The following is a 21,432-nucleotide window of genomic DNA, read 5'->3' on the forward strand; positions in this document are numbered from 1 at the left end:
TACGCATTAAAATGCATTTGTACCGCCAGAATTAATCTAAAAATGCATTTTAATGCAAATGAGATAGCCATTTATCCTGTCGCGAACAAAGCCCGATGAGTTTTTAATCGCACCGCACTAGAGACAACTCCCGCAAACCAGGGGTCGAGAGCCTGACAGTTATCGCCCCGCTATCTCGCTAAATTTCCGGCCTCACTCATCAGAGGTTGGGATCACATGTCCTTTACACACCAACGACTTGCACTTGTCATGGCGCTTGCGATCAGCGCCGCCAGCCTTCAACACGCTCAGGCGCGGGGCGATATCGAATACCGGCCGTATCATTTCCAACCCTATGACGCGCTTGATGCTGAGTGGGCCGACGTGTCGCCTGAAAAAGCCGAACCCATCGACGGTTACCTCACTGGGCAAGCCACCACGCACAATGGCCTGCAGCTCGCCAAGGCCCTGGAGCCCGCGCTGGTTCAATTGCTGGAGTCCGGCGAACTGACCTCCGAACAAATCAAAGAACTGGAGAAGTTCGCCGACGCGCTGACCAAGCAGCCCGGCGGCATCGGCGCGGCCCTTGAGCAATTGGCCGCCAGCCAGAACGCCAACCTCGCGGCCGCGACCCAGAACACCACACAGCAACTGAGCACCCAACTGCTGTCGGTCCTGCGCAGCCTGCCCGCCGACGACGCTGGCCACTTCTGGGTGCAAAGCCTGGGCAACGACGGCACGCTCGACAAAAAAGCCGGCAGCGCCGGTCTGAAACATGGCACTCAAGGCTTGTTGCTGGGTGCCGACTGGGCGCTGGACCACGCCTGGCGTGTCGGTGTGATGGGGGCCAAATCCAGCAGCAAACTGGATGCCCAGCGCTTTTCCGCCGACCTCGACAGCTGGCACCTGGGCGGCTATGCCGTGCGTCAGGACGGCCCGTTGGCCCTGCGCCTGGGAGCGATCTACAGCAGCCATGACGGGCAGAACAAGCGCAGCGTCAAACTGCTCGATTACACCGAGCAGCTCAGGGCCAATTACAACGCCAACAGCCAAACCGTCTTCTCCGAAATGGGCTACCAATTGGGCACTGCGGATTTGAGCGTGGAACCCTTCGCCGGCCTCGGCTACCAGCGCTATCACCGCGATGGTTTCAAGGAGCGGGGTGGCCTGACCGCGCTGAACGTCGGCTCGCAAAACCAGCAGAATCTGAGCAGCACTTTCGGCCTGCGCCTGGCGTCGCTGTATCGGTTCGATAATCAGATGACCCTGACACCCCACCTCAGCACCCACTGGAAACACCTGTACGGCGACGTCGACAGCCAGGTCCGCCAATCCTTTCGCGTTACGCCGGGGCTGATGGACGACTTCACCATCCAGGGCACGTCGCTGGACCGCGACAGCCTGAACGTCCGAGCCGGCCTGGACCTCGCACTCTCGCCGCAACACACCGTGGGCCTGACCTACGCCAGCGAAACAGGCAACCATAGCCGCAACCAGGGCCTGATGGGCCAATGGCAAATGCGGTTCTGACCCCACGCTGCGCACCGGCCAAATTGCACGCGAAAAAAAGGGGAGCACCTGCTCCCCCGAGGATTAAGCGGTAGTGTCGAAGGCTGGATCAGCCTTCGATTTCAATCAGGATTTCGCCAGGGTTGACCCGGTCGCCCTTGGCCACGTGAACGGCGGTCACCTTGCCGGCAATCGCTGCCTGCACTTCGGTTTCCATCTTCATCGCTTCAGTAATCAGCACCGCCTGGCCGGCCTTGACCACGTCGCCTGGCTTGACCAGCACGTCGACGATATTGCCCGGCATCGTGGTGCTCACATGGCCTGGCTCGGTGGCTTGCTTGCGTTTGCTGCCGCCACCGCTGACGAACTCGTTGAGCGGTTCGAACACCACTTCTTCGGGCATGCCGTCGATGGACAGGTAGAAGTGGCGCTTGCCTTCAGCCTTCACGCCGACACCGGTGATGTCGACGCGGTAGCTTTCGCCGTGGACGTCGATGACGAACTCGGTCGGTACGCCTTCGCCACCGACACGGGCCACGCCGCCGGCTTCCGGGATCGGCAGCAGCACTTCAGGGGTGAGGGTGCCGGCGTCGCGTTCTTCGAGGAACTTGCGGCCAATGTCCGGGAACATGGCGTAGGTCAGCACGTCCTCTTCAGATTTGGCCAACGCACCGATTTCACCGCGCAGCCTGGTCATTTCCGGCTTGAGCAGGTCGGCCGGGCGCACGTCGATCACGTCTTCACTGCCAATGGCCTGGCGACGCAGTTGCTCGTTCACCGTGCCCGGCGCTTTGCCGTAGCCGCCTTGCAGGTAGAGTTTCACTTCGTTGGTGATGGTCTTGTAGCGCGTGCCAGCCAGCACGTTGAAGAACGCCTGGGTGCCGACGATTTGCGAGGTCGGGGTGACCAGCGGCGGGAAGCCCAAGTCTTCACGCACGCGCGGAATTTCAGCCAGCACTTCGCCCATGCGGTTGAGTGCGCCCTGCTCTTTGAGCTGGTTGGCCAGGTTGGAAATCATCCCGCCCGGCACCTGGTTGACTTGCACACGGGTGTCGACCGCGGTGAATTCGCTTTCGAACTGGTGATACTTCTTACGCACGGCATAGAAGTACAGGCCGATTTCCTGCAACAGTTCCAGGTCGAGGCCGGTGTCGAATTCGCTGCCTTTCAGGGCGGCGACCATCGACTCGGTACCTGGGTGGCTGGTGCCCCAGGCGAAGCTGGAGATAGCGGTGTCGATGTGGTCGGCACCGTTTTCGATGGCCTTGAGTTGGCACATCGCGGCCAAACCCGCGGTGTCGTGCGAGTGGATGAATACCGGCAGGCTCTGCTCGGCTTTCAGCGCCTTGACCAACTCGCCAGTGGCATACGGCGTCAGCAGGCCGGCCATGTCCTTGATCGCCACCGAGTCGCAACCCATGGACTCCATTTGCTTGGCCTGGGCCACAAACGCGTCGATGGTGTGTACCGGGCTGGTGGTGTAAGCAATGGTGCCCTGGGCATGTTTGCCTGCGGCTTTGACCGCTTCGATGGCCACACGCAGGTTACGCACGTCGTTCATCGCGTCGAAGATGCGGAACACGTCGATACCGTTGACGGCGGCTTTGGCGACGAAGGCTTTGACCACGTCGTCGCTGTAGTGGCGATAGCCCAGCAGGTTCTGGCCGCGCAGCAGCATTTGCAGGCGCGTGTTAGGCAACGCGGCGCGCAGTTTGCGCAGGCGCTCCCACGGGTCTTCTTTCAGAAAGCGCACGCAGGCGTCGAAGGTCGCGCCGCCCCAGACTTCCAGGGACCAGTAGCCGACTTGGTCGAGCTTGTCGCAGATCGGCAGCATGTCTTCGGTGCGCATGCGGGTGGCCAGCAACGATTGGTGAGCGTCGCGCAGGATGGTGTCGGTGACAAAGATCTTCTTGCTCATTGTTATATTCCTCACAGGCCTGCGTGGGCGGCGATGGCGGCGGCGATGGCCAGGGCCAGCTCTTCGGGTTTGCGCTTGATCGAGTAGTTGGTCAGCTCAGGGTGGCTTTCCACAAAACTGGTGTTGAACTGGCCGCTGCGGAATTCCGGGTTGCGCAGGATTTCCTGGTAGTAGGCGGCGGTGGTTTTCACGCCTTGCAGGCGCATGTCATCCAGGGCACGCAAGCCACGGTCCATGGCTTCTTCCCAGGTCAACGCCCACACCACCAGTTTCAGGCACATGGAGTCGTAGAACGGCGGGATGGTGTAGCCGGTATAGATCGCCGTGTCGGTGCGCACGCCGGGGCCGCCGGGCGCGTAATAGCGGGTGATCTTGCCGAAGCTCGGCAGGAAGTTGTTCTTCGGGTCTTCGGCGTTGATCCGGAACTGCAACGCAAAACCACGGTGCTGGATGTCTTCCTGCTTCACCGACAGCGGCAGGCCCGAGGCGATGCGGATCTGCTCGCGAACGATGTCGATCCCGGTGATTTCTTCGGTGATGGTGTGTTCCACCTGCACCCGGGTGTTCATTTCCATGAAGTACACCTCGCCCTCGGCGAGCAGGAACTCCACGGTGCCGGCGTTCTCGTAGCCCACGGCCTTGGCCGCGCGCACCGACAGGTCGCCGATGTAGGCGCGCTGTTCAGGGGTCAGTTGCGGGCTCGGGGCGATTTCGATGAGCTTCTGGTTGCGGCGCTGGATCGAGCAATCGCGCTCGAACAGATGCACCACGTTGCCAAAGCTGTCACCGAGGATCTGCGCTTCGATGTGCTTGGGGTTGACGATGCATTTTTCCAGGAACACTTCCGCCGAACCGAAGGCCTTGGTGGCTTCGGAAATCACACGCGGGAAGGCTTGCTCCAATTCTTCGCGACTGTTGCAACGACGAATGCCGCGACCGCCGCCACCGGAGGTGGCCTTGAGCATCACCGGGTAACCGATGCGGTCGCCTTCGACGAGGGCTTCGGCGATGTCGGCGACGTTGCCTTCCGTGCCGGGAGTGACCGGTACGCCGGCCTTGATCATGCTGCGGCGCGCTTCGGTCTTGTCACCCATGCGGCGAATCACTTCCGCCGATGGACCGATGAATTTAATCCCACGTTCGGCGCAAATATCCGCCAATTCGGCGTTTTCCGACAGGAAGCCGTAACCAGGGTGCAATGCATCGCAACCGGTTTCCACGGCCAGGTTCACCAGCTTGCGCGGGTTCAGGTAACCGGCCAGGGGCTCGGTCCCGATGCTATGGGCCTCGTCGGCACGCTTGACGTGCAACGCGTGGCGGTCGGCGTCGGAATAGACCGCGACCGAGCGAATGCCCATCTCGGCGCACGCACGCACGATTCGGACGGCAATTTCACCACGGTTGGCGATCAGGATCTTTTTTATCACTTGGAAATTCCCTTGAGCCGATTGCTGCGTTCTTCGACCCGCTAGACTCAGGTCGGCGCGTGACTAAATGTTTCAAGCCAGTCGCGAGACACACACTAAGCCCGTTGAGGGATTAACAAAAATCAATAATTATTGGGTTGTGCATAAGTAAAGACTTATAGTTGGTCGATTGGACGCGACCGGGGGCTTTAAAAAATGCGTAAGTCATTGATGAGGCTGACATTACGTCAACTGCAGATTTTCAATGAAGTGTGCGATTTGCGCTCCTACAGCCGTGCGGCTGAGGAAATGTCCCTCACCCAGCCGGCCGTTAGCCTACAGATTCGCCAGTTGGAAGAGCTGATCGGCCAGCCACTGTTCGATTACGTCGGCAAGAAGCTCTACATGACCGAGGCGGCAGAAGCCCTGCAACGGGCCAGCCGCGATATTTTCGGGCGCCTGGAAAACCTCGATATGCAGTTGTCGGACATGCAAGGCTCGCTGCAGGGTCAGTTGAAACTGGCGGTGGAATCCAGCGCCAAGTACTTCGTGCCGCACCTGTTCGCCGCGTTCAAGCGCCTGCATCCGGAGGTGCAATTGCATCTGACGGTGGTCAACCGCGCCCAAGTGATCCGCCGACTGTCGGACAACCGTGACGACCTGGTGATCATGTCCATGGTGCCTCAGGACATGGGCCTCGAATTCCTGCCATTCCTCAACAATCCGATTGTCGCCGTGGCGCCGCCCGACCACCCCTTGAGCCTGCAAGGACCGCTGCGCCTGAAAGACCTGGAGCCTTACACGCTGCTGCTGCGCGAACCGGGCTCCGGCACGCGGCTGGCGTGCGAGGAATACTTCAAGGAAAAACGCGTGCACTTCACCCAGACGGTGGACGTTGCCTCCGCCGAGGCACAGCGTGAGTGCGTAGTGGCCGGGTTGGGCGTGGCCTTGTTGACGCGCCACGCCCTGAACCTGGAACTGGCCACCGGCGGGCTCAAGGAGCTGCCGGTGGAAGAACTGCCGCTGTACCGCAGTTGGTGCCTGGTGCAGGCCAAGGCCAAGCGCCTGTCACCGGTGGCCCATGCGTTCCTGGGCTTTATCCGCAGCGAGCGGGTGCAGATCAGCGCGCTAGCTGAGCGCTTCGCTGGGCAGCCGCGGGTGCCTGCCAGTGCAGTTCCGGGTAGTCCGTGAGGCTTTGCAGCAATTGGCGTTGATCACAACGGTCTTCGATTGCGCGACGGAACGCCATGCGGCGCTGGTCTTCCTGCTGACGACGGGTCTTGACGGAGCTGTTGCTATCTTCGTAGGGCCGGGCCATTTGGAGTCTCCCAATGCGAGTGCGGGGAGTTCAGGATGGGCGTGGGGGATGACGGTTTGGCGGCGCAGGGATGACAGGACGATGAATCTTCTGGACAGGTAAGCAATGCAAATGTGGGAGGGAGCTTGCTCCCGATAGCGGTGGATCAGTCGATTGGATGTCGACTTCACTCCGTCATCGGGAGCAAGCTCCCTCCCACATTTGGATCGCCGTGTGGCGCTTAGTCGTCGAGGGCTTTGACGGACTTGGGCGAGAGACGCAGGCTGCGCAAGCTGCGCTTGACGCTCTTGAGGTGGTTGACCAGGCTCGGCCCGCGCGCCATGGCCACGCCCATCGCCAGCACGTCAATCACCACCAGGTGGGCGATGCGCGAGGTCAACGGCGTATAGATTTCGGTGTCTTCGTGCACATCGATCGCCAGGTTGACCGTGGACAGTTCCGCCAACGGCGTCTGGCTCGGGCACAGGGTGATCAGCGTGGCGCCGCTTTCACGCACCAGGTTGGCGGTGATCAGCAAGTCTTTGGAGCGGCCGGACTGGGAGATGCAGATGGCCACGTCGCTCGGCTTCAACGTCACGGCCGACATCGCCTGCATGTGCGGGTCGCTGTAGGCCGCCGCCGTCAGCAGCAGTCGGAAGAACTTGTGCTGGGCATCGGCCGCAACCGCACCCGACGCACCAAACCCGTAGAACTCGACACGCTGGGCCTGGGACATCGCCGTCACGGCCTTTTGCAGCTCCACCGGGTCGAGCTTCTCGCGCACTTCCATCAGGGTGTGCAACGTGGTGTCGAAGATCTTGAGGCTGTAGTCAGCGACGGAATCGTCTTCGTGAATCGCAAACTGGCCGAAGCTCGCGCCGGCGGCCAGGCTTTGGGCCAGTTTGAGTTTCAGGTCCTGGAAGCCGGAACAACCGATAGCGCGGCAGAAGCGCACGATGGTCGGCTCACTGATGCCCACGCTGTGGGCCAGGTCAGCCATGGAACTGTGCATTACGGCCGCAGGGTCAAGCAGCACGTGGTCGGCAACCTTGAGTTCCGATTTGCGTAACAGGTGGCGCGACTGGGCGATATGTTGCAACAGGTTCAAAGGACAGGACTCTTGTTGTTGGCCAATGCCAGGGATGTAGCAAGTTTGTAGTTATACTACAAGAATTGCCGTTTTGCCCGTCCGATGCATCACTAAATCGCCCTGCTGCCCTTTGAATCTAAGGGCAGCCAAGTTGTAGCCACAAAGGCTGAAGGCACGTCTCTAGGAAAAATCTGCATTTTTTCGTAACAAATCTGCCAGCCCTTCGGCCTCCATCGGCCGACTGATCAAGTAGCCCTGCACCTCGTCGCAATGCTCCCCCCGCAGGAAATCCAACTGCTGCTGATCTTCCACCCCTTCAGCCACCACCTTGAGCGCCAAACCGTGGGCCATGGCGATGATCGCGCGGGTAATGGCCGCGTCTTCCCGCCCCTGGCCGAGGCCGCGGATAAAGGTCTGGTCGATCTTCACGTAGTCCACGGGGATGCGCTTGAGGTAACTGAGAGACGAGTAGCCGGTACCGAAATCGTCGATGGCCAACTTCACCCCCAGGTCGCGCAGTTGCTGGAAGGTGGCGATGATGTGCTCGACACTGTCGAGCAACTGGCTTTCGGTCAGCTCAAGCTCAAGGTATTGCGGGTCCAGGCCGGTTTCTTCCAGCACCTGGCGGACCAGACTGACCAGCTTGCCTTGACGCAGTTGATGCACCGACAGGTTCACCGACACGCGTATCGGCGCCAGCCCCTGACGCTGCCACTCACAGGCCTGCCAGCAGGCCTGGCGCAGGACAAATTCGCCCAACGGCACGATCAGCCCGGTTTCTTCGGCCAGGCCGATGAAGTCGCCTGGCGGCACCATGCCCCACTGCGGATGCTCCCAACGAATCAACGCCTCGGCGGCGTTCAGCTTGCCGGTGGCCAAACACAATTTCGGTTGGTAGAACACCGACAACTGATGCTCGTCGAGGGCCTTGCGCAACTGGTTTTCCAGCTGCAAACGCTCCAGGGTGCTGGCTTGCAGGCTGTCGGTGTAGAACTGGAAATTATTCCCGCCCAGGTGTTTGGCGTGTTGCATGGCCATGTTCGCCTGGCTGACCAACGCCGAAATTTCCCGCGCATTATCCGGGAGCAGGCTGACGCCCATCGAGGCGCTGACCACCAACTCATGCCCTTCCACCGTCACCGGCACGCGCAACTTGGCGAGCAGGCGCGTGGCCACCCGCGCCAGGCTTGAGAGGTTGCCGTAGGCATCGAAGAGCACAGCGAACTCATCCCCGGACAAACGCGCGATGGTGTCGGCTTCGGGCAAGGCGTTGATCAGTCGACGCGCCATCTTTTGCAACAATTGGTCGGCGACATCATGACCCAGGCTGTCGTTGAGCAACTTGAAACGGTCGAGGTTGATATGCAGCAACGCCAGGCTACGCCCACCTTGCCGCACCCGCTGATGCGCTTCGCGCAGCCGTTCACGAAACAGCGAGCGGTTGGCCAGGCCGGTCAACTCGTCATAGTGCGTGAGGTAGCGCATGCGCTCCTCGGATTCACGCCGCGCCGATAGATCGGCGAAGAAGCCTACGATATGACTGACGTTTCCTCGAATATCGCGCACCACGTTCAGTTGCAGCCACTGCGGGTACAGCTCGCCGTTCTTGCGCGTTTCCACCAGCTCGCCCTGCCAGGTGCCGTGACTGAGCAGCGCCTGGCGGATGACCGGGAAGTGCCGCCGGGCATCGCGGCTGCACGGCAGCTCCACCACATTGCGTCCGAGCATGTCGTCGATATCAAAGCCGGTGACCCGACTGAAGGCCTGGTTGACGGCGAGCAGCGCGTAGTCCGGGTCCAGGATCACAATGCCTTCGCTGGCCGCTTCGAACACGGTCGAGGCCAGGCGTTGCTGTTCTTCCAACACTTTGCTCGCGCTGATGTCGCGGCGCGTGCCGAGCATGCGCGTCACGCGACCGCTGCGCGAACGCTCCACGGCGCGGCCACGGTCTTCGATCCACACCCAATGACCATCGCCATGGCGCACCCGGTATTCCACCAGATAATCCTCGCTGCGGCCCTTGAGATGCTCCACCAGGGCACGCTTGAGCAGCGGCAAGTCGTCGGGGTGCAGGCGCGGCTTGAGGTGGCTGAGCATCGCCGTGACGTACTCGGGCTCCAGGCCGAACAGTTCCTTGAGCTGGGTATGGTGGACTTCGTCGGTTTGCAGGTTCCAGTCCCACAGGCCCAGTTCGCTGGCTTGCAGCGCCATCGCCAGGCGCGCTTCGCTTTTGTTCAGGGCCAGGCTGGCGGCGTCCAGCTCCTGGCTGCGTTGTGCCACGCGGTCCTGCAGGCCGATTTGCGCTTCACGCAGTTCCTGCTCGACCTGGCGGCGCTGCTCGACTTCGCGCACCAGGTCCTGATTCAACTGTTCACTGCGCTGCTGCGCCTGTTGCAAATGCTCGATCAGCGCCTGGTTTTGAAAGCGCCGCAACAGCCCGTGCTGGATCAGGCGGTTGACCTGCCACGCCACCACACTCAAGGAGCCCAGCAGGATCAGGCCGAGCACACCCCAGCCCTGTTGCTGCGCGGCGCCGTTCCAGAAGAGATAGACAATGGCCGGCACCAGGCACGGCAGCGCAAATGACAGGAACGCCGACAGGCTCACCGCGTAGGCGACGCTGGCGGACAACGTCGCCGCGCCGATCAGGCCGAACACCCAGGCCTGCTGCGTAAAGCTGTCCGCCGGCACCAGGGCGATGGCGGCGATGGCCAGGGTCAGGCCGCTGGCAGCCGAGCCGAGCATGAACATGCGCCGCCAGATCGGCTGGGCCTGGCGACTGGGCATGGCCGAGTCGAAGGCGGCCACCTGGATCACGCGCAGCGCGACCAGCGCCAGCAGCCAGACCAGCCAGATGCTGTCGAGCAGGTAGTGTTTAGGGTTCCAGATCAGCCAGGCGCAGACCAGGCCGTTGACCAGCATCAACAAGGTCGGCAGCAGCGAACCCTGGTAGAGCAGGCGCGTGCGTTCGACCGCCATCTCGGTGGCGTAATGGTTACGGATAACCTGCGCGGGCGCCGCCGTGAGGCCAAACAGGTCGGTGCTAAGGGTCATAGGCAGTGTTCTTATAATGGTGAGCCCGAAACGTCGACGGAGCATACACAAGCAAGCGCTCGGGCCAAACTGCTCCGCGTCATAAAAACCACCGGGGCGTGCCGCGCAAACCTTTGGGCCAGACAGCTTGAGCGAGACACTGCGTGGCCTGTGGCCTATGACCGACCGGTCATCAGCGCCGCCAGAATGCTCGCCCACCCCGGAACACGCCGCAGGTTTTCCGTCGGCCACCCGGCAATGGGATTTGCCCCACTCCCCCGCGGGCCATAGAATGCGCCGATGCGCGATGATCTCTCCCTTTTGCTGAACTCCCTCAACGATGCCCAACGCCAGGCCGTAGCGGCCCCCGTTGGCCGTCAGTTGGTCCTGGCCGGTGCTGGCTCCGGTAAAACCCGCGTGCTGGTGCACCGTATCGCCTGGTTGATCCAGGTCGAGAACGCGTCCCCGCATTCGATCCTGTCGGTGACCTTCACCAACAAGGCCGCTGCCGAGATGCGCCACCGCATCGAGCAGTTGATGGGCATCAGCCCGGCCGGCATGTGGGTGGGCACTTTCCACGGCCTGGCGCACCGCCTGTTGCGGGCGCATTGGCAGGAAGCGGGCCTGGCCCAGACCTTCCAGATCCTCGACAGCGATGACCAGCAACGCCTGGTCAAGCGCGTGATCCGCGAGCTGGGCCTCGACGAACAGCGTTGGCCGGCGCGCCAGGCCCAGTGGTTCATCAACGGCCAGAAAGACGAAGGCCTGCGCCCACAACATATCCAGGCCAGCGGCGATTTGTTCCTGGCCACCATGCGCAGCATTTATGAAGCCTACGAGGCCGCCTGCGCGCGCGCCGGCGTGATCGACTTCTCCGAGCTGCTGCTGCGCGCCCTCGACCTGTGGCGCGATAACCCCGGCCTGCTGGCCCATTACCAGAAACGCTTCCGGCATATCCTGGTGGACGAGTTCCAGGACACCAACGCCGTGCAGTACGCCTGGTTGCGCCTGTTGGCCAAGGGCGGCGACAGCCTGATGGTGGTGGGCGACGACGACCAGTCGATCTACGGCTGGCGCGGCGCGAAAATCGAGAACATCTACCAGTATTCCGAAGACTTCCCGGACGCGATCACCATCCGCCTGGAGCAGAACTACCGCTCCACCGCCGGTATCCTCAAGGCCGCCAACGCCTTGATCGCCAACAACACCGGGCGCCTGGGCAAAGAGCTGTGGACCGACGGCGGCGAAGGCGAAGCGATCAATCTGTACGCGGCGTTCAACGAGCACGACGAAGCGCGCTACGTGGTGGAAACCATCGAAAGCGCGTTGAAAACCGGCCTGGCGCGCAGCGACATCGCGATTCTGTACCGTTCCAACGCCCAATCGCGGGTGCTGGAAGAAGCCTTGCTGCGCGAGCGCATCCCGTACCGCATTTACGGCGGCCAGCGCTTCTTCGAACGCGCCGAAATCAAGAACGCCATGGCCTACCTGCGTTTGCTGGAAGGCCGTGGCAACGATGCGGCGTTGGAGCGGGTGATCAATATCCCGGCCCGTGGCATCGGCGAAAAAACCGTTGAAGCGATTCGCGACCATGCGCGCCACGCCGATGTGTCGATGTGGGAAGCCATGCGCTTGCTGATCGCCAATAAAGGCCTGACCGGCCGTGCTGCCGGGGCGTTGGGGGTGTTTGTCGAGCTGATCGAGAACCTGACGGCCAAGTGCGCGGACATGCCCCTGCATTTGATGACCCAGACCGTGATCGAGCAGTCCGGGCTGATTGCCTATCACGAAGCGGAAAAAGGCGAAAAAGGCCAGGCCCGGGTGGAAAACCTTGAGGAACTGGTCAGCGCCGCCCGCGCGTTTGAAAACACCGAGGCCGATGAAGAGCTGACCCCGCTCGCCGCGTTCCTCGGCCATGCGTCGCTGGAAGCCGGCGATACCCAGGCCGATGAGCATGAAGACAGCATCCAGCTGATGACCTTGCACAGCGCCAAGGGCCTGGAGTTTCCTTACGTGTTCCTGGTGGGCATGGAAGAAGGCCTGTTCCCCCACAAGATGAGCCTGGAAGAACCCGGCCGCCTTGAGGAAGAACGCCGCCTGGCCTATGTGGGCATTACCCGGGCGATGCAGAACCTGGTGATGACCTACGCCGAGACCCGCCGCCTGTACGGGAGTGAGACCTACAACAAGGTGTCGCGATTCGTGCGTGAAGTGCCGAAGGGTCTGATCCAGGAAGTGCGCCTGTCCAACAGCGTCAGCCGCCCGTTCGGCGGCGGCCAGCAGCAGAATTCCAGCAGCCTGTTTGCCGGTTCCGAGATCCCGGAAACCCCGTTCAGCCTTGGCCAGTTGGTCAAACACGCGATCTTCGGCGAAGGGGTGATCCTCAACTTCGAAGGCGCCGGCGCCCAGGCACGGGTGCAGGTGAACTTCGCCGAGGGCAGCAAGTGGCTGATGATGGGTTACGCGAAACTCGAAGCGGTCTGACACGCTGACCCCTTCCCCCTGTATGAGCGAGCTTGCTCGCGAAAAACCCTCAGACAACGCGTCTCATCCAGGATGCCCGCGTTATCGTTGGCGATCTTCGCGAGCAAGCTCGCTCCTACAAAAGGACGGTTCAGCATGAAGGTTTCGCGTCCACCCTTGTTTTTGATGCGTGCGGGCCAATATCTGTAACTAGTCCTACAGACCCTTCGGATTCTGTCTTACGCAAAAGCCCGAAACATTATGTCGCTAGCCACTGTCACGACACCTGTGCAACATGGCGCGCGTGCAATCCACAAATGGGAATTCCCTTTATGAAACGTTTTCTTAGCATCGCCATGGCGTTGTGCATCGGCCTGACGATGAGCCTCGACGCCAACGCCAAGCGCTTCGGTGGCGGCAAAAGCATGGGCTCGGCACCGACTCACCAGACCAGCCAAATGGCCCCATCCGCCGGTGTCGGCGGTGCTGCCGCCACTGCAGGCGCAGCCGGTGCCGCTGGCGCTGCTGCCAAGGCCGGCGGTGCTTCGCGCTGGTTGGGCCCGCTGGCCGGTATCGCCGCCGGTGGCTTGCTCGCGTCCATGTTCATGGGCGGCGGCTTCCAGGGCATGCAGATCTTCGACATCCTGATCATGGCGGTCATCGCCTTCCTGATCTTCCGTTTTATCGCTGCCCGTCGTCGCAAGCAGCAGGAGCACATGGCTCCAGCCGGCGCGCCGATGCAGCGTGAAGTGTTCGAGCAGAAGCCAGCCGCAGGTTCGATCTTCGGTGGTTCGGCAGCACCTGCCGCCGCCCGTCCGGTGATCAATGCACCGGCCTGGTTCAACGAAGAACGTTTCGTCGAAGCGGCCCGCAGCCACTTCCAGTCCCTGCAGCAGCACTGGGACGCCAACGAAATGGACAAGATCGCCGAGTTCGTGACCCCGCAACTGCTGGAGTTCCTCAAGCGCGAACGTGCCGACCTGGGCGATGCGTTCCAGTCGACCTACATCGACGACCTGCGCGTACAGCTGGAAGGTGTGGATGATCGCGCCGACAAGACCATCGCCACCCTGACGTTCAGCGGCGTGTCGAAAACCTCGCGTTTCGACCAGGGCGAAGCGTTCAGCGAAAGCTGGAACATGGAACGTCCGCAAGGCGAGAACCAGCCTTGGCTGGTCGCCGGTATCCGCCAGAACAGCTGATACCCGCGCTTGAGCAAGCCGTAAGCAAAACCCCGGACATGTTCCGGGGTTTTCTATTTCACGGTTGCACTTATAGCGAGCTACTGTATAAAACGCCCCTATAAACCGCGCCATCTAGCAAGAGGATCCCGGCCGTGGAAGAAGTTATCGAACAATTGCGTGAAGCCAACGAACCGGTTCCGGTTCCTCTGGAACTGCCTGATGAAGACCAGTTGGTGGAAATTGAAGAAGAGCTGTTCATCAATATTCCGTTCGTCTTCAAGGAGTTCCTGCTGACCGTCAGCGATGTGGTCTATGGCAGCCTGGAACCGGTGACCATCACCGATCCCGGCTCCCACACCTACTTGCCGGAAGTTGCCGCCATGGCCTGGGACATTGGCGTGCCACGCGAACTGATCCCGATCTGCCAGGACGGCGACGACTACTACTGCGTCGAAGAAGACGGCACCGTGGTGCTGTGGTGCGGCGAAGAAGAACTCGTCACCGAAGAAACCTGGGAGTCGGTGTGGCACTGGGCACGGGACGTCTGGCTGGAAAGCTGACACCTGCGGCTCGCGCGCGGGGCGGCCCAGCCTCCTCAGTGTTCCGGCGTATCCTTGTGGTTATCCAGAGTCTCCAGCAAAGCGACCTGCATCCGCGTATGCACGCGGATGAACCACCGCCAGAGCACCGCCGCCACCGCCGCCGCGACCACGGCGATCAGCACCAGCAACTTGTTGGTCGGCAGAATGCTGGCCGACAAGGCGGCCAATAGCAGGAAAATCACCAGCAGCGACAAAATCGGAATCACCTCGGCGATCACCCGACGCACGCGCTGGGTATGCCGCCCGGCCATTTCCGGCTTGACGCTCATCTCCGCCAGCAGCATCGACAGCGCCTTGAGCTTGCGGTACGCCGCAATCAGGAACGGCAGCGACAGCAGCAACGCCGCGCCCCAGATCAACGCCTTCTGCCAGCTCGGATCGCTGATCCAGCCCTCCAGATACCCACCGATACGCAACGCGAAGTAACTGCCGGTAAAGAAGATCGCCACCACCAACGCCAGGTTCACCCCCACTTGCAGCACGATTTTGCGGATCATCGACGCCAGCAGCGCCCCTTCGCCTTGGGGCTGAATACTGCGCAGCCATTCGCCATACACGCCGAACACCCGGCTCATGCGCTTAGGCATCACGGCGGCAATCTTCAACGACAACGGGTCCGCACCGCGAATCAGGTACGGGGTGAGCAACGTGGTGATCACCGACACCGCCACTGCGACCGGATAGAGGAAGTCACTGGTCACCTGCAAGGTCATCCCCAGCGCGGCGATGATGAAGGAAAACTCACCAATCTGTGACAGTCCCATCCCAACGCGCAATGACGTGCGGCCGTCATTGCCGGCGATAAATGCGCCCAGGCCGCAGGACAACATCTTGCCCAGCACCACCGCCACGCTGATCACCGCAATCGGCCAGGCATATTGCAACAGGATCTGCGGGTCGATCATCAAGCCAATGGCGACAAAGAAGATTGCGCTGAACATGTCGCGAACCGGCTCGATCAGGCGCTCGATCTTCATCAACTGGCGCGATTCGGCCATGATCGCGCCGATCAGGAACGCCCCCAGCACCATGCTGTATTCCAGCTTGACCACCAGCAGGCAAAAGCCGAAACACAGGCCCAGCACGGTGATCAGCAGCATTTCATTACTGTCGAACTTGGCCACGTAGGCCAGCAAGCGCGGCACCAGCAAAATCCCGATGACCAGCGCGACGATCATGAACAGCGAGAGCTTGCCGACCGTGGAGAACACCTCGCCGGAGCTGACCGTGCCACTGACGGCGATGCTCGACAACAAGGCAATGATGCCGATGCCGAGGATGTCCTCGACGATCAACACGCCGAAAATAAGTTGGGCGAAGCGCTGGTCTTTCATCTTCAGGTCGTTGAGCGCCTTGACGATGATGGTGGTCGAGGAGATCGCCAGGATCGCACCGAGGAACAGCGCGTCCATGGTGTTCCAGTCGAACCAGCGGCCGATCTCGTAGCCGATCCAGATCATCAGGACGATTTCCAGGAAGGCCGCGATAAACGCCGTGGCGCCCACCTTGAACAGCTTGCGCAGGCTGAACTCCAGGCCCAGGCAGAACATCAGGAAGATCACCCCCAGCTCGGCGAGGGTCTTGATCGTGTCTTCATCGTGGATCAGGCCGAACGGCGGAGTGTGAGGGCCGATGATGAAGCCGGCGACGATGTAACCGAGCACCACCGGCTGCTTGAGGCGATGAAACAGGATAGTCACGACCCCGGCCACCAGCATGATCACGGCCAGATCCTGAATAAAGCTGATGGCGTGCATGGCGAGGGGCTCCTTGAGGGTACTGGCGCTTTTCCCACGTCCCCTGCGCCTTTGAAATTTCGCAAAGAGCGGAAGGAAAAGTCTGCCTTTATCGTAAGAAATGCCCCGAGAAGGACTTTTGAAGGTTAACACCACCACTTCCGCCGCAAAGCCGGTGCAATATATGGAAACAGATCGCTGCAGGCGTGACGGCAAGCCGCCCACCGGCGTCCCGTAAGGGATGGCGCTGCAAAGACCCCAGCACCCGCAGAGGTGCCACCCCAACCAATGCCTAACCCGTGAGTGAGCTATGGAACCCGGAAACGCCCAACTGTCGATGACGGTATTGATGACCCCTGATATGGCCAACTTCTCCGGCAATGTCCACGGCGGCACCCTGCTCAAGTACCTCGACGAAGTGGCCTACGCCTGCGCGAGCCGTTATGCCGGGCGTTATGTGGTGACATTGTCGGTGGACCAGGTGATTTTTCGCGAACCGATCCACGTCGGCGAGCTGGTGACCTTCCTCGCATCGGTCAACTACACCGGCCACACCTCGATGGAGGTGGGCATCAAGGTGGTGACCGAGAACATCCGCGAGCGCTCCGTGCGCCATACCAACAGCTGCTTCTTCACCATGGTGGCCGTGGACGACCAGCGCAAACCCGCCGCCGTGCCGCAACTGCAACCGCACAACAGCGAAGACCGCCGCCGGTTTGCGCAGGCGCAGCAACGCCGGCAGATTCGCCAGGAGCTGGAAAAGCGCTACCAGGAAATCAAAGCCGACGCGCTGTAAGTCCCGGACTGTAAACCCAAGCAAAATGTGGGAGGGGGCTTGCTCCCTCCCACATTGGGTTTTGTGTAATTACAGGTCGATCGGCGTGGCTTCGAAGCGCACACGGGGATGGGCAATACGGTCCTGGGCACGTACCAGCTCCAGTTCATAGCTGGCGCAGGCCTGGGTTTCCAACAGCACTTCATGCACCGCCGCTGCGGTGAACTCGAAAGCCGCCAGCAGGCTGTCGCCCAACAACACCCGCGCCAGGAACAACCCCGACGTCAGGTCGCCCACACCCACCGGCTGCCGGGGAAACGCCAGCAGCGGCCGACGCAGGTGCCAGCAGCCGTCGGCCGTCACCAGCAGCATTTCAAAGCCATCCGGCAACTTACCCGGGTAATCCAGGTGCTTGACCAGCACGGCCTTTGGCCCGCGTGCCAGCAAGGCTTTGGCCATGCCCAGGCAGTCGAACAGCGATTGCGGCTTGCGTCCGGCGAAGCTGTCCAGCTCCAACTGGTTGGGGCACAGGAAGTCGGCCATGGCGGCGGCTTCGTCGAGCAGAAAATCACTGACTTCCTGCGGCACGATGCAGCCTTTTTCCGGATGGCCCATCACCGGGTCGCACAGGTACAGGGCCTTGGGATTGATCGCCTTGATCCGCGCCACGCCAGTGAGGATCGCCCGACCTTGGGCCGCGCTGCCCAGGTAGCCGGAGAGTATGGCGTCGCAATTGCCCAATTCACCGATGGCCGCAATACCTTCCACCAGCGCTGGAATCTGCTGCGGCGCTAACACTTCACCCGCCCACTGGCCATACTGGGTGTGGTTGGAAAATTGCACCGTGTTGAGCGGCCACACGTTCACCCCGACCCGCTGCATGGGGAACACGGCGGCGCTGTTTCCGGCGTGGCCAAAGACCACATGAGACTGGATCGCAAGCAGATGAGGTGTGCGTTTCATGCAGGAGATTTCCGTAAAACCATTGAAATTCTGGTCGCGCAGTATGCGACCAAACGCAGCCTGTACGACAGACCGACGACACAGTTAAGCTGCTCTCACTTTGTTGGAGTTTTATGCATGCTGACCCTGGGAAACATCTTCGTGTTGATGCTGCTGGCGACCGGCGCCGCCTGGGTATGGCACAACCACGGCCTGCGCGAGCGTGCGCTGGAGCGGGTCAAACAGCATTGCGCCAAGCTCGATATCGAGTTGCTCGACGGTGCCGTGGCCCTGAAACGCATCGGTTTTGTGAAGGATGCCAAAGGCCGGCGACGCCTGGCGCGCATCTACAATTTCGAATTCACCGTGACCGGCGAAACCCGCCACCCCGGGACCATCACCCAGTTCGGCGCCCACAGCGCGCAGATCGAACTGGCGCCCTACCCGTTCGAAATCAAGACGCCGCTGCCCAGCGCCGACGTGATCGAACTCAGCCAGTGGCGCCAGGACCACGCCAAGCACCGTCAATGACGGCAGGCTGCCAGCGCTTGCTGTAGCGCGGCCACGTCCTGTGGCGCGCTGAAAATCAATTCGATACGCGAATCACGCCGCCATTCGCTGGGCTGCCAGACGAGTGGGCGGTTATCCACAGCGTTGCCGGAGATCCAGCCATCGCTGCTGTGGATAACCAGTTTGGCGCGGCGCCAATCAAGGCTCGTCAGCCATTTTGCCAGGCGCCGGCGATCGAATGACTGGCTCGGATGCCAGCGCCAACCAATGCTCCAACCGCCCTCCTGGGCCTGACTCAAGCAGATCGGCAGCGTGGGGTCGCTCCATACAGCGGGCATTTGCGCCAAGCCCTTGGGCTCGACGAAGTTATCCACAGCCGCTACAGCCCGCGCATTCAGGCCTGGCAAGCGTTGCAACGGCAATTGCGCCTGACGCGTCCAGTAAAACGGAACCTCGGGTAACTGCCGTTCAATCGCCTTGCGCTGTGCGGCGTCCAGCGCCTCATCCTTGTTCAGGACCAACAGGCCGGCGCTGGTAAGTGCTTCGCGCTGTGCGTCAGGCAAGGGTTTGCCCGCCGCCAGGGCTTGCGCATCCAGCACCAGCACGCAAGGCTGAACCGCCAGCACCTCCTGCCATGGCGCCTCGCGCAATTGCTTGAGCACTTGCGCCGGGTGCCCGAGCCCCGAGGGTTCGATAAACAGACGGTCCGGCTTGGCCTTACGCAGCAAGCGGCCAAGTCCGACCTGGAACGGCGCACCATTCACACAACACAAGCAGCCACCCGCCACTTCGCCCAGGGCAATGCCGTCGTCGGCCTGGGTCAGCAAGGCCGCATCCAGGCCGATCTGCCCGAATTCGTTGATCAACACCGCCCAGCGCTCGTTGGCCGGGCGTTGGGCAAGCAGGTGTTTGATCAGGCTGGTCTTGCCGGCGCCCAAGGGGCCAGCAATCACATGGGTGGGAATGTTCTGCAGCATAGAGGGCATCATTCAGGCCGTGTAGAGCGTTTGATCCTACGCGGTTATGCCAGCCAATCCAGCGTCAGAATTAACCGTCGTTCATCGGTTTTAAGCGACGGCGAACGGTGAATCAGCCCGTGAGCTTCGTTGCCATGCCACTTCGTGCCCTTGAGCAACGCCACTTCGCCGCAGTGAATCTGCTCGATACGCTCGCTGGGCTCGGCATCCGCCTGGCCCAACTGACGGCGGTCCATCACGCCTTCGCGCAACCATTGGCTGCCGATGCCGGCATACGTGGTGATCAGCCGCACCGGCACATGATCGACGTGAAAGCGCGGGCACATGGCTTTGTCCAGCAAGCGCAAACGCACGCCGATACGCCGGGCGCCGAGCAGACAGGCAAACGCGCTGACCAGCCACGACACATCGGCGACAAACCCTTCATAACCTTCAAGATCACAGCAACTTGCCGCTAAACCCTGCACGTTCGGCACCGCGTCGTCGCTGCCCAACTCGATGACCAGCGACTCGGCCAACGGCGCGTTGAGCGCCACCAGCAAGGCGCCGAACTCGGCGATGTGCAACGGCAATTGGCGCTGCCACAGCGCCAGGTTGACGCCGTCTTCAAGGATCTCGGACAGCGCCAGCGGGGTGTCGCCGCAAGTCTGGCGGATCAGCGGGCGCAGGGGGATGAGCGGTGCCAGCATCAGGCGACAGCCTCTTCATACCAAGGGCCAAAAGGATCGGCCAGCAAGCGCCAGGCGTCGACGCCCTGGGCCATTTCTGCATCGGTGAGCAGGCAGGCGTCCAACTCGGCACGCATCTGCGCGAAGTCGATGTTCTGCCCGATGAACACCAGTTCCTGGCGGCAGTCGCCAGTGCTCGGTTGCCAATGGCCCATGATCGCCGCGACGCTTTCTTCGTCCTGCGGCCACTGACTTTTCGGCACAAAGCGCCACCAACGTCCGGCAAAGCCATGGCGCATCAAGCCCCCGGCCTGGGACCAACTGCCGGCGTCCTGATGCTTACTGGCCAGCCAGAAAAAACCCTTGGAACGCAGGAGTTTGCCGTTCACCCAAGGGCGGTCGATAAACTCGAAAAAACGCTGCGGATGGAACGGTCGGCGCGCGCGGTAAGCCGTAGAGGCGATGCCGTACTCTTCGGTTTCCGGCACATGCTCGCCGCGCAGTTCCTGCAGCCAGCCAGGGGCCTGGGCGGCGCGGTCGAAGTCGAAGCGGCCGGTGTTGAGGATTTTGTGCAGCGGCACTTCGCCCATGACCATCGGGATGATTTCCGCCTGGGCGTTCAGGCGTTCGAGGATGGCCATCAGTTCCTCGCGCTCGTGGTGGCCGATCAGGTCGATCTTGCTGATCAAGATGACGTCGGCAAATTCGATCTGCTCGATCAAAAGGTCGGTGATCGAGCGTTCGTCCTCTTCGCCGAGGGTTTCGCCCCGTGACGCGAGGCTTTCGGCGGCCTGGTAGTCGAGCAGGAAGTTCATGCCATCGACCACGGTGACCATGGTGTCCAGGCGCGCGATATCGGCCAGGCTCTGCTCGTTTTCATCGCGAAAGGTGAAAGTTTCGGCCACGGGCAACGGTTCGGAGATGCCGGTGGATTCGATCAACAGGTAATCGAAACGACCGTCCCTGGCGAGTTTTCCGACCTCTTCGAGCAGGTCTTCGCGCAAGGTGCAGCAGATGCAGCCGTTGCTCATCTCCACCAGCTTTTCTTCGGCGCGGTTGAGGGTGACGTCGCGCTGCACCTCGCCGCCGTCGATATTGATTTCGCTCATGTCGTTGACGATCACCGCCACCCGCAGGTTGTCGCGGTTGCGCAGGACATAGTTGAGCAGCGTACTTTTACCGGCGCCGAGAAAGCCGGACAACACGGTAACGGGGAGACGATTGGGCATCAGGTCATTCTCATCAGGCCGCCCGTTCAAGCCGGGCTGTACTTAATGTTATATTATAACAACACAAATAAGCCAATCCCCCGCTTGCCCATCATGACCAACGGGGCAATGCTG

17 protein-coding genes are annotated in these 21,432 nt (G+C 61.4%); 7 read left to right on the forward strand and 10 right to left on the reverse strand.

Going from position 1 to position 21,432, the window contains the following annotated elements; genetic code table 11:
- Window positions 1-216 precede the first annotated feature (216 nt).
- Window positions 217-1,509 (forward strand): autotransporter outer membrane beta-barrel domain-containing protein, encoded by a 1,293-nt coding sequence (locus tag U5A08_RS29390; protein ID WP_253400184.1) that lies wholly within the window; start codon window positions 217-219, stop codon window positions 1,507-1,509.
- Window positions 1,510-1,597: 88 nt separating this feature from the next.
- Here U5A08_RS29390 and oadA read toward each other — a convergent pair whose 3' ends face one another.
- Both oadA and U5A08_RS29400 read right to left on the reverse strand, forming a co-directional pair.
- Window positions 1,598-3,406 carry a sodium-extruding oxaloacetate decarboxylase subunit alpha gene (gene oadA, locus U5A08_RS29395; protein ID WP_321849628.1) on the reverse strand — a complete coding sequence of 603 codons (1,809 nt, stop codon included), beginning with the start codon at window positions 3,404-3,406 and terminating at the stop codon, window positions 1,598-1,600.
- An 11-nt stretch (window positions 3,407-3,417) separates the two neighbouring features.
- Window positions 3,418-4,833, reverse strand: coding sequence for an acetyl-CoA carboxylase biotin carboxylase subunit (locus U5A08_RS29400; RefSeq protein ID WP_247405728.1), 1,416 nt, complete (start codon window positions 4,831-4,833; stop codon window positions 3,418-3,420).
- Between the two features lie 195 nt (window positions 4,834-5,028).
- Here U5A08_RS29400 and U5A08_RS29405 point away from each other — a divergent pair, with 195 nt between their 5' ends.
- The gene (locus tag U5A08_RS29405; protein WP_253400186.1) at window positions 5,029-6,003 is read left to right on the forward strand and encodes a LysR family transcriptional regulator; all 975 of its coding nucleotides are present in this window, start codon (window positions 5,029-5,031) and stop codon (window positions 6,001-6,003) included.
- Here the strand turns inward: U5A08_RS29405 and U5A08_RS29410 are convergent.
- From U5A08_RS29410 to U5A08_RS29420, 3 genes are all read right to left on the reverse strand, one after another.
- Window positions 5,933-6,130 carry a PA3496 family putative envelope integrity protein gene (locus tag U5A08_RS29410; protein ID WP_321849633.1) on the reverse strand — a complete coding sequence of 66 codons (198 nt, stop codon included), beginning with the start codon at window positions 6,128-6,130 and terminating at the stop codon, window positions 5,933-5,935. The two genes, U5A08_RS29405 and U5A08_RS29410, sit on opposite strands and share 71 nt — an antisense overlap.
- 220 nt (window positions 6,131-6,350) lie before the next feature.
- The gene (gene hexR / locus U5A08_RS29415) at window positions 6,351-7,217 is read right to left on the reverse strand and encodes a transcriptional regulator HexR (RefSeq protein ID WP_003213447.1); all 867 of its coding nucleotides are present in this window, start codon (window positions 7,215-7,217) and stop codon (window positions 6,351-6,353) included.
- A 162-nt stretch (window positions 7,218-7,379) separates the two neighbouring features.
- Window positions 7,380-10,253, reverse strand: a complete 2,874-nt coding sequence (locus U5A08_RS29420) for an EAL domain-containing protein (protein WP_253400188.1) — start codon at window positions 10,251-10,253, stop codon at window positions 7,380-7,382.
- Window positions 10,254-10,532: 279 nt separating this feature from the next.
- On the opposite strand from U5A08_RS29420, the gene uvrD reads away from it, so the two are divergent.
- From uvrD to U5A08_RS29435, 3 genes are all read left to right on the forward strand, one after another.
- A complete protein-coding gene (uvrD, locus tag U5A08_RS29425) occupies window positions 10,533-12,716 on the forward strand; it encodes a DNA helicase II (protein WP_253400189.1) in 2,184 nt (727 codons plus the stop codon).
- 311 nt (window positions 12,717-13,027) lie between these two features.
- The gene (locus U5A08_RS29430) at window positions 13,028-13,897 is read left to right on the forward strand and encodes a Tim44 domain-containing protein (protein ID WP_253400190.1); all 870 of its coding nucleotides are present in this window, start codon (window positions 13,028-13,030) and stop codon (window positions 13,895-13,897) included.
- 134 nt (window positions 13,898-14,031) lie between these two features.
- Window positions 14,032-14,439: an SMI1/KNR4 family protein gene (locus U5A08_RS29435; RefSeq protein ID WP_321849635.1), complete on the forward strand. Its 408-nt coding sequence runs from the start codon at window positions 14,032-14,034 to the stop codon at window positions 14,437-14,439.
- Window positions 14,440-14,474: 35 nt separating this feature from the next.
- Here U5A08_RS29435 and U5A08_RS29440 read toward each other — a convergent pair whose 3' ends face one another.
- Complete coding sequence (locus tag U5A08_RS29440; protein ID WP_321849637.1) at window positions 14,475-16,238, reverse strand: cation:proton antiporter; 1,764 nt, start codon at window positions 16,236-16,238, stop codon at window positions 14,475-14,477.
- Window positions 16,239-16,527: 289 nt separating this feature from the next.
- On the opposite strand from U5A08_RS29440, the gene U5A08_RS29445 reads away from it, so the two are divergent.
- Window positions 16,528-17,013 (forward strand): acyl-CoA thioesterase, encoded by a 486-nt coding sequence (locus tag U5A08_RS29445; protein ID WP_017850038.1) that lies wholly within the window; start codon window positions 16,528-16,530, stop codon window positions 17,011-17,013.
- 69 nt (window positions 17,014-17,082) lie between these two features.
- Here the strand turns inward: U5A08_RS29445 and pdxY are convergent, their stop codons facing one another.
- On the reverse strand, window positions 17,083-17,955 hold the full coding sequence (gene pdxY / locus U5A08_RS29450) for a pyridoxal kinase PdxY (RefSeq protein WP_247402955.1): 873 nt from the start codon (window positions 17,953-17,955) through the stop codon (window positions 17,083-17,085).
- 117 nt (window positions 17,956-18,072) lie between these two features.
- Here pdxY and U5A08_RS29455 point away from each other — a divergent pair, with 117 nt between their 5' ends.
- Window positions 18,073-18,465 (forward strand): DUF3301 domain-containing protein, encoded by a 393-nt coding sequence (locus U5A08_RS29455; protein ID WP_017850040.1) that lies wholly within the window; start codon window positions 18,073-18,075, stop codon window positions 18,463-18,465.
- Here U5A08_RS29455 and U5A08_RS29460 read toward each other — a convergent pair.
- The 3 genes from U5A08_RS29460 to zigA are packed head-to-tail and all read right to left on the reverse strand — an operon-like array spanning window position 18,459 to window position 21,318.
- A complete protein-coding gene (locus U5A08_RS29460; protein WP_321849639.1) occupies window positions 18,459-19,421 on the reverse strand; it encodes a CobW family GTP-binding protein in 963 nt (320 codons plus the stop codon). The two genes, U5A08_RS29455 and U5A08_RS29460, sit on opposite strands and share 7 nt — an antisense overlap.
- 44 nt (window positions 19,422-19,465) lie before the next feature.
- Window positions 19,466-20,110, reverse strand: coding sequence for a DUF1826 domain-containing protein (locus U5A08_RS29465; RefSeq protein WP_321849641.1), 645 nt, complete (start codon window positions 20,108-20,110; stop codon window positions 19,466-19,468).
- The gene (gene zigA / locus U5A08_RS29470) at window positions 20,110-21,318 is read right to left on the reverse strand and encodes a zinc metallochaperone GTPase ZigA (RefSeq protein ID WP_321849642.1); all 1,209 of its coding nucleotides are present in this window, start codon (window positions 21,316-21,318) and stop codon (window positions 20,110-20,112) included. Before zigA ends, U5A08_RS29465 begins: the two co-directional genes overlap by 1 nt.
- Between the last annotated feature and the right edge of the window lie 114 nt (window positions 21,319-21,432).

Origin of the sequence: Pseudomonas paraveronii, assembly GCF_963681955.1 — a bacterium.
Lineage (GTDB): Bacteria > Pseudomonadota > Gammaproteobacteria > Pseudomonadales > Pseudomonadaceae > Aquipseudomonas > Aquipseudomonas paraveronii.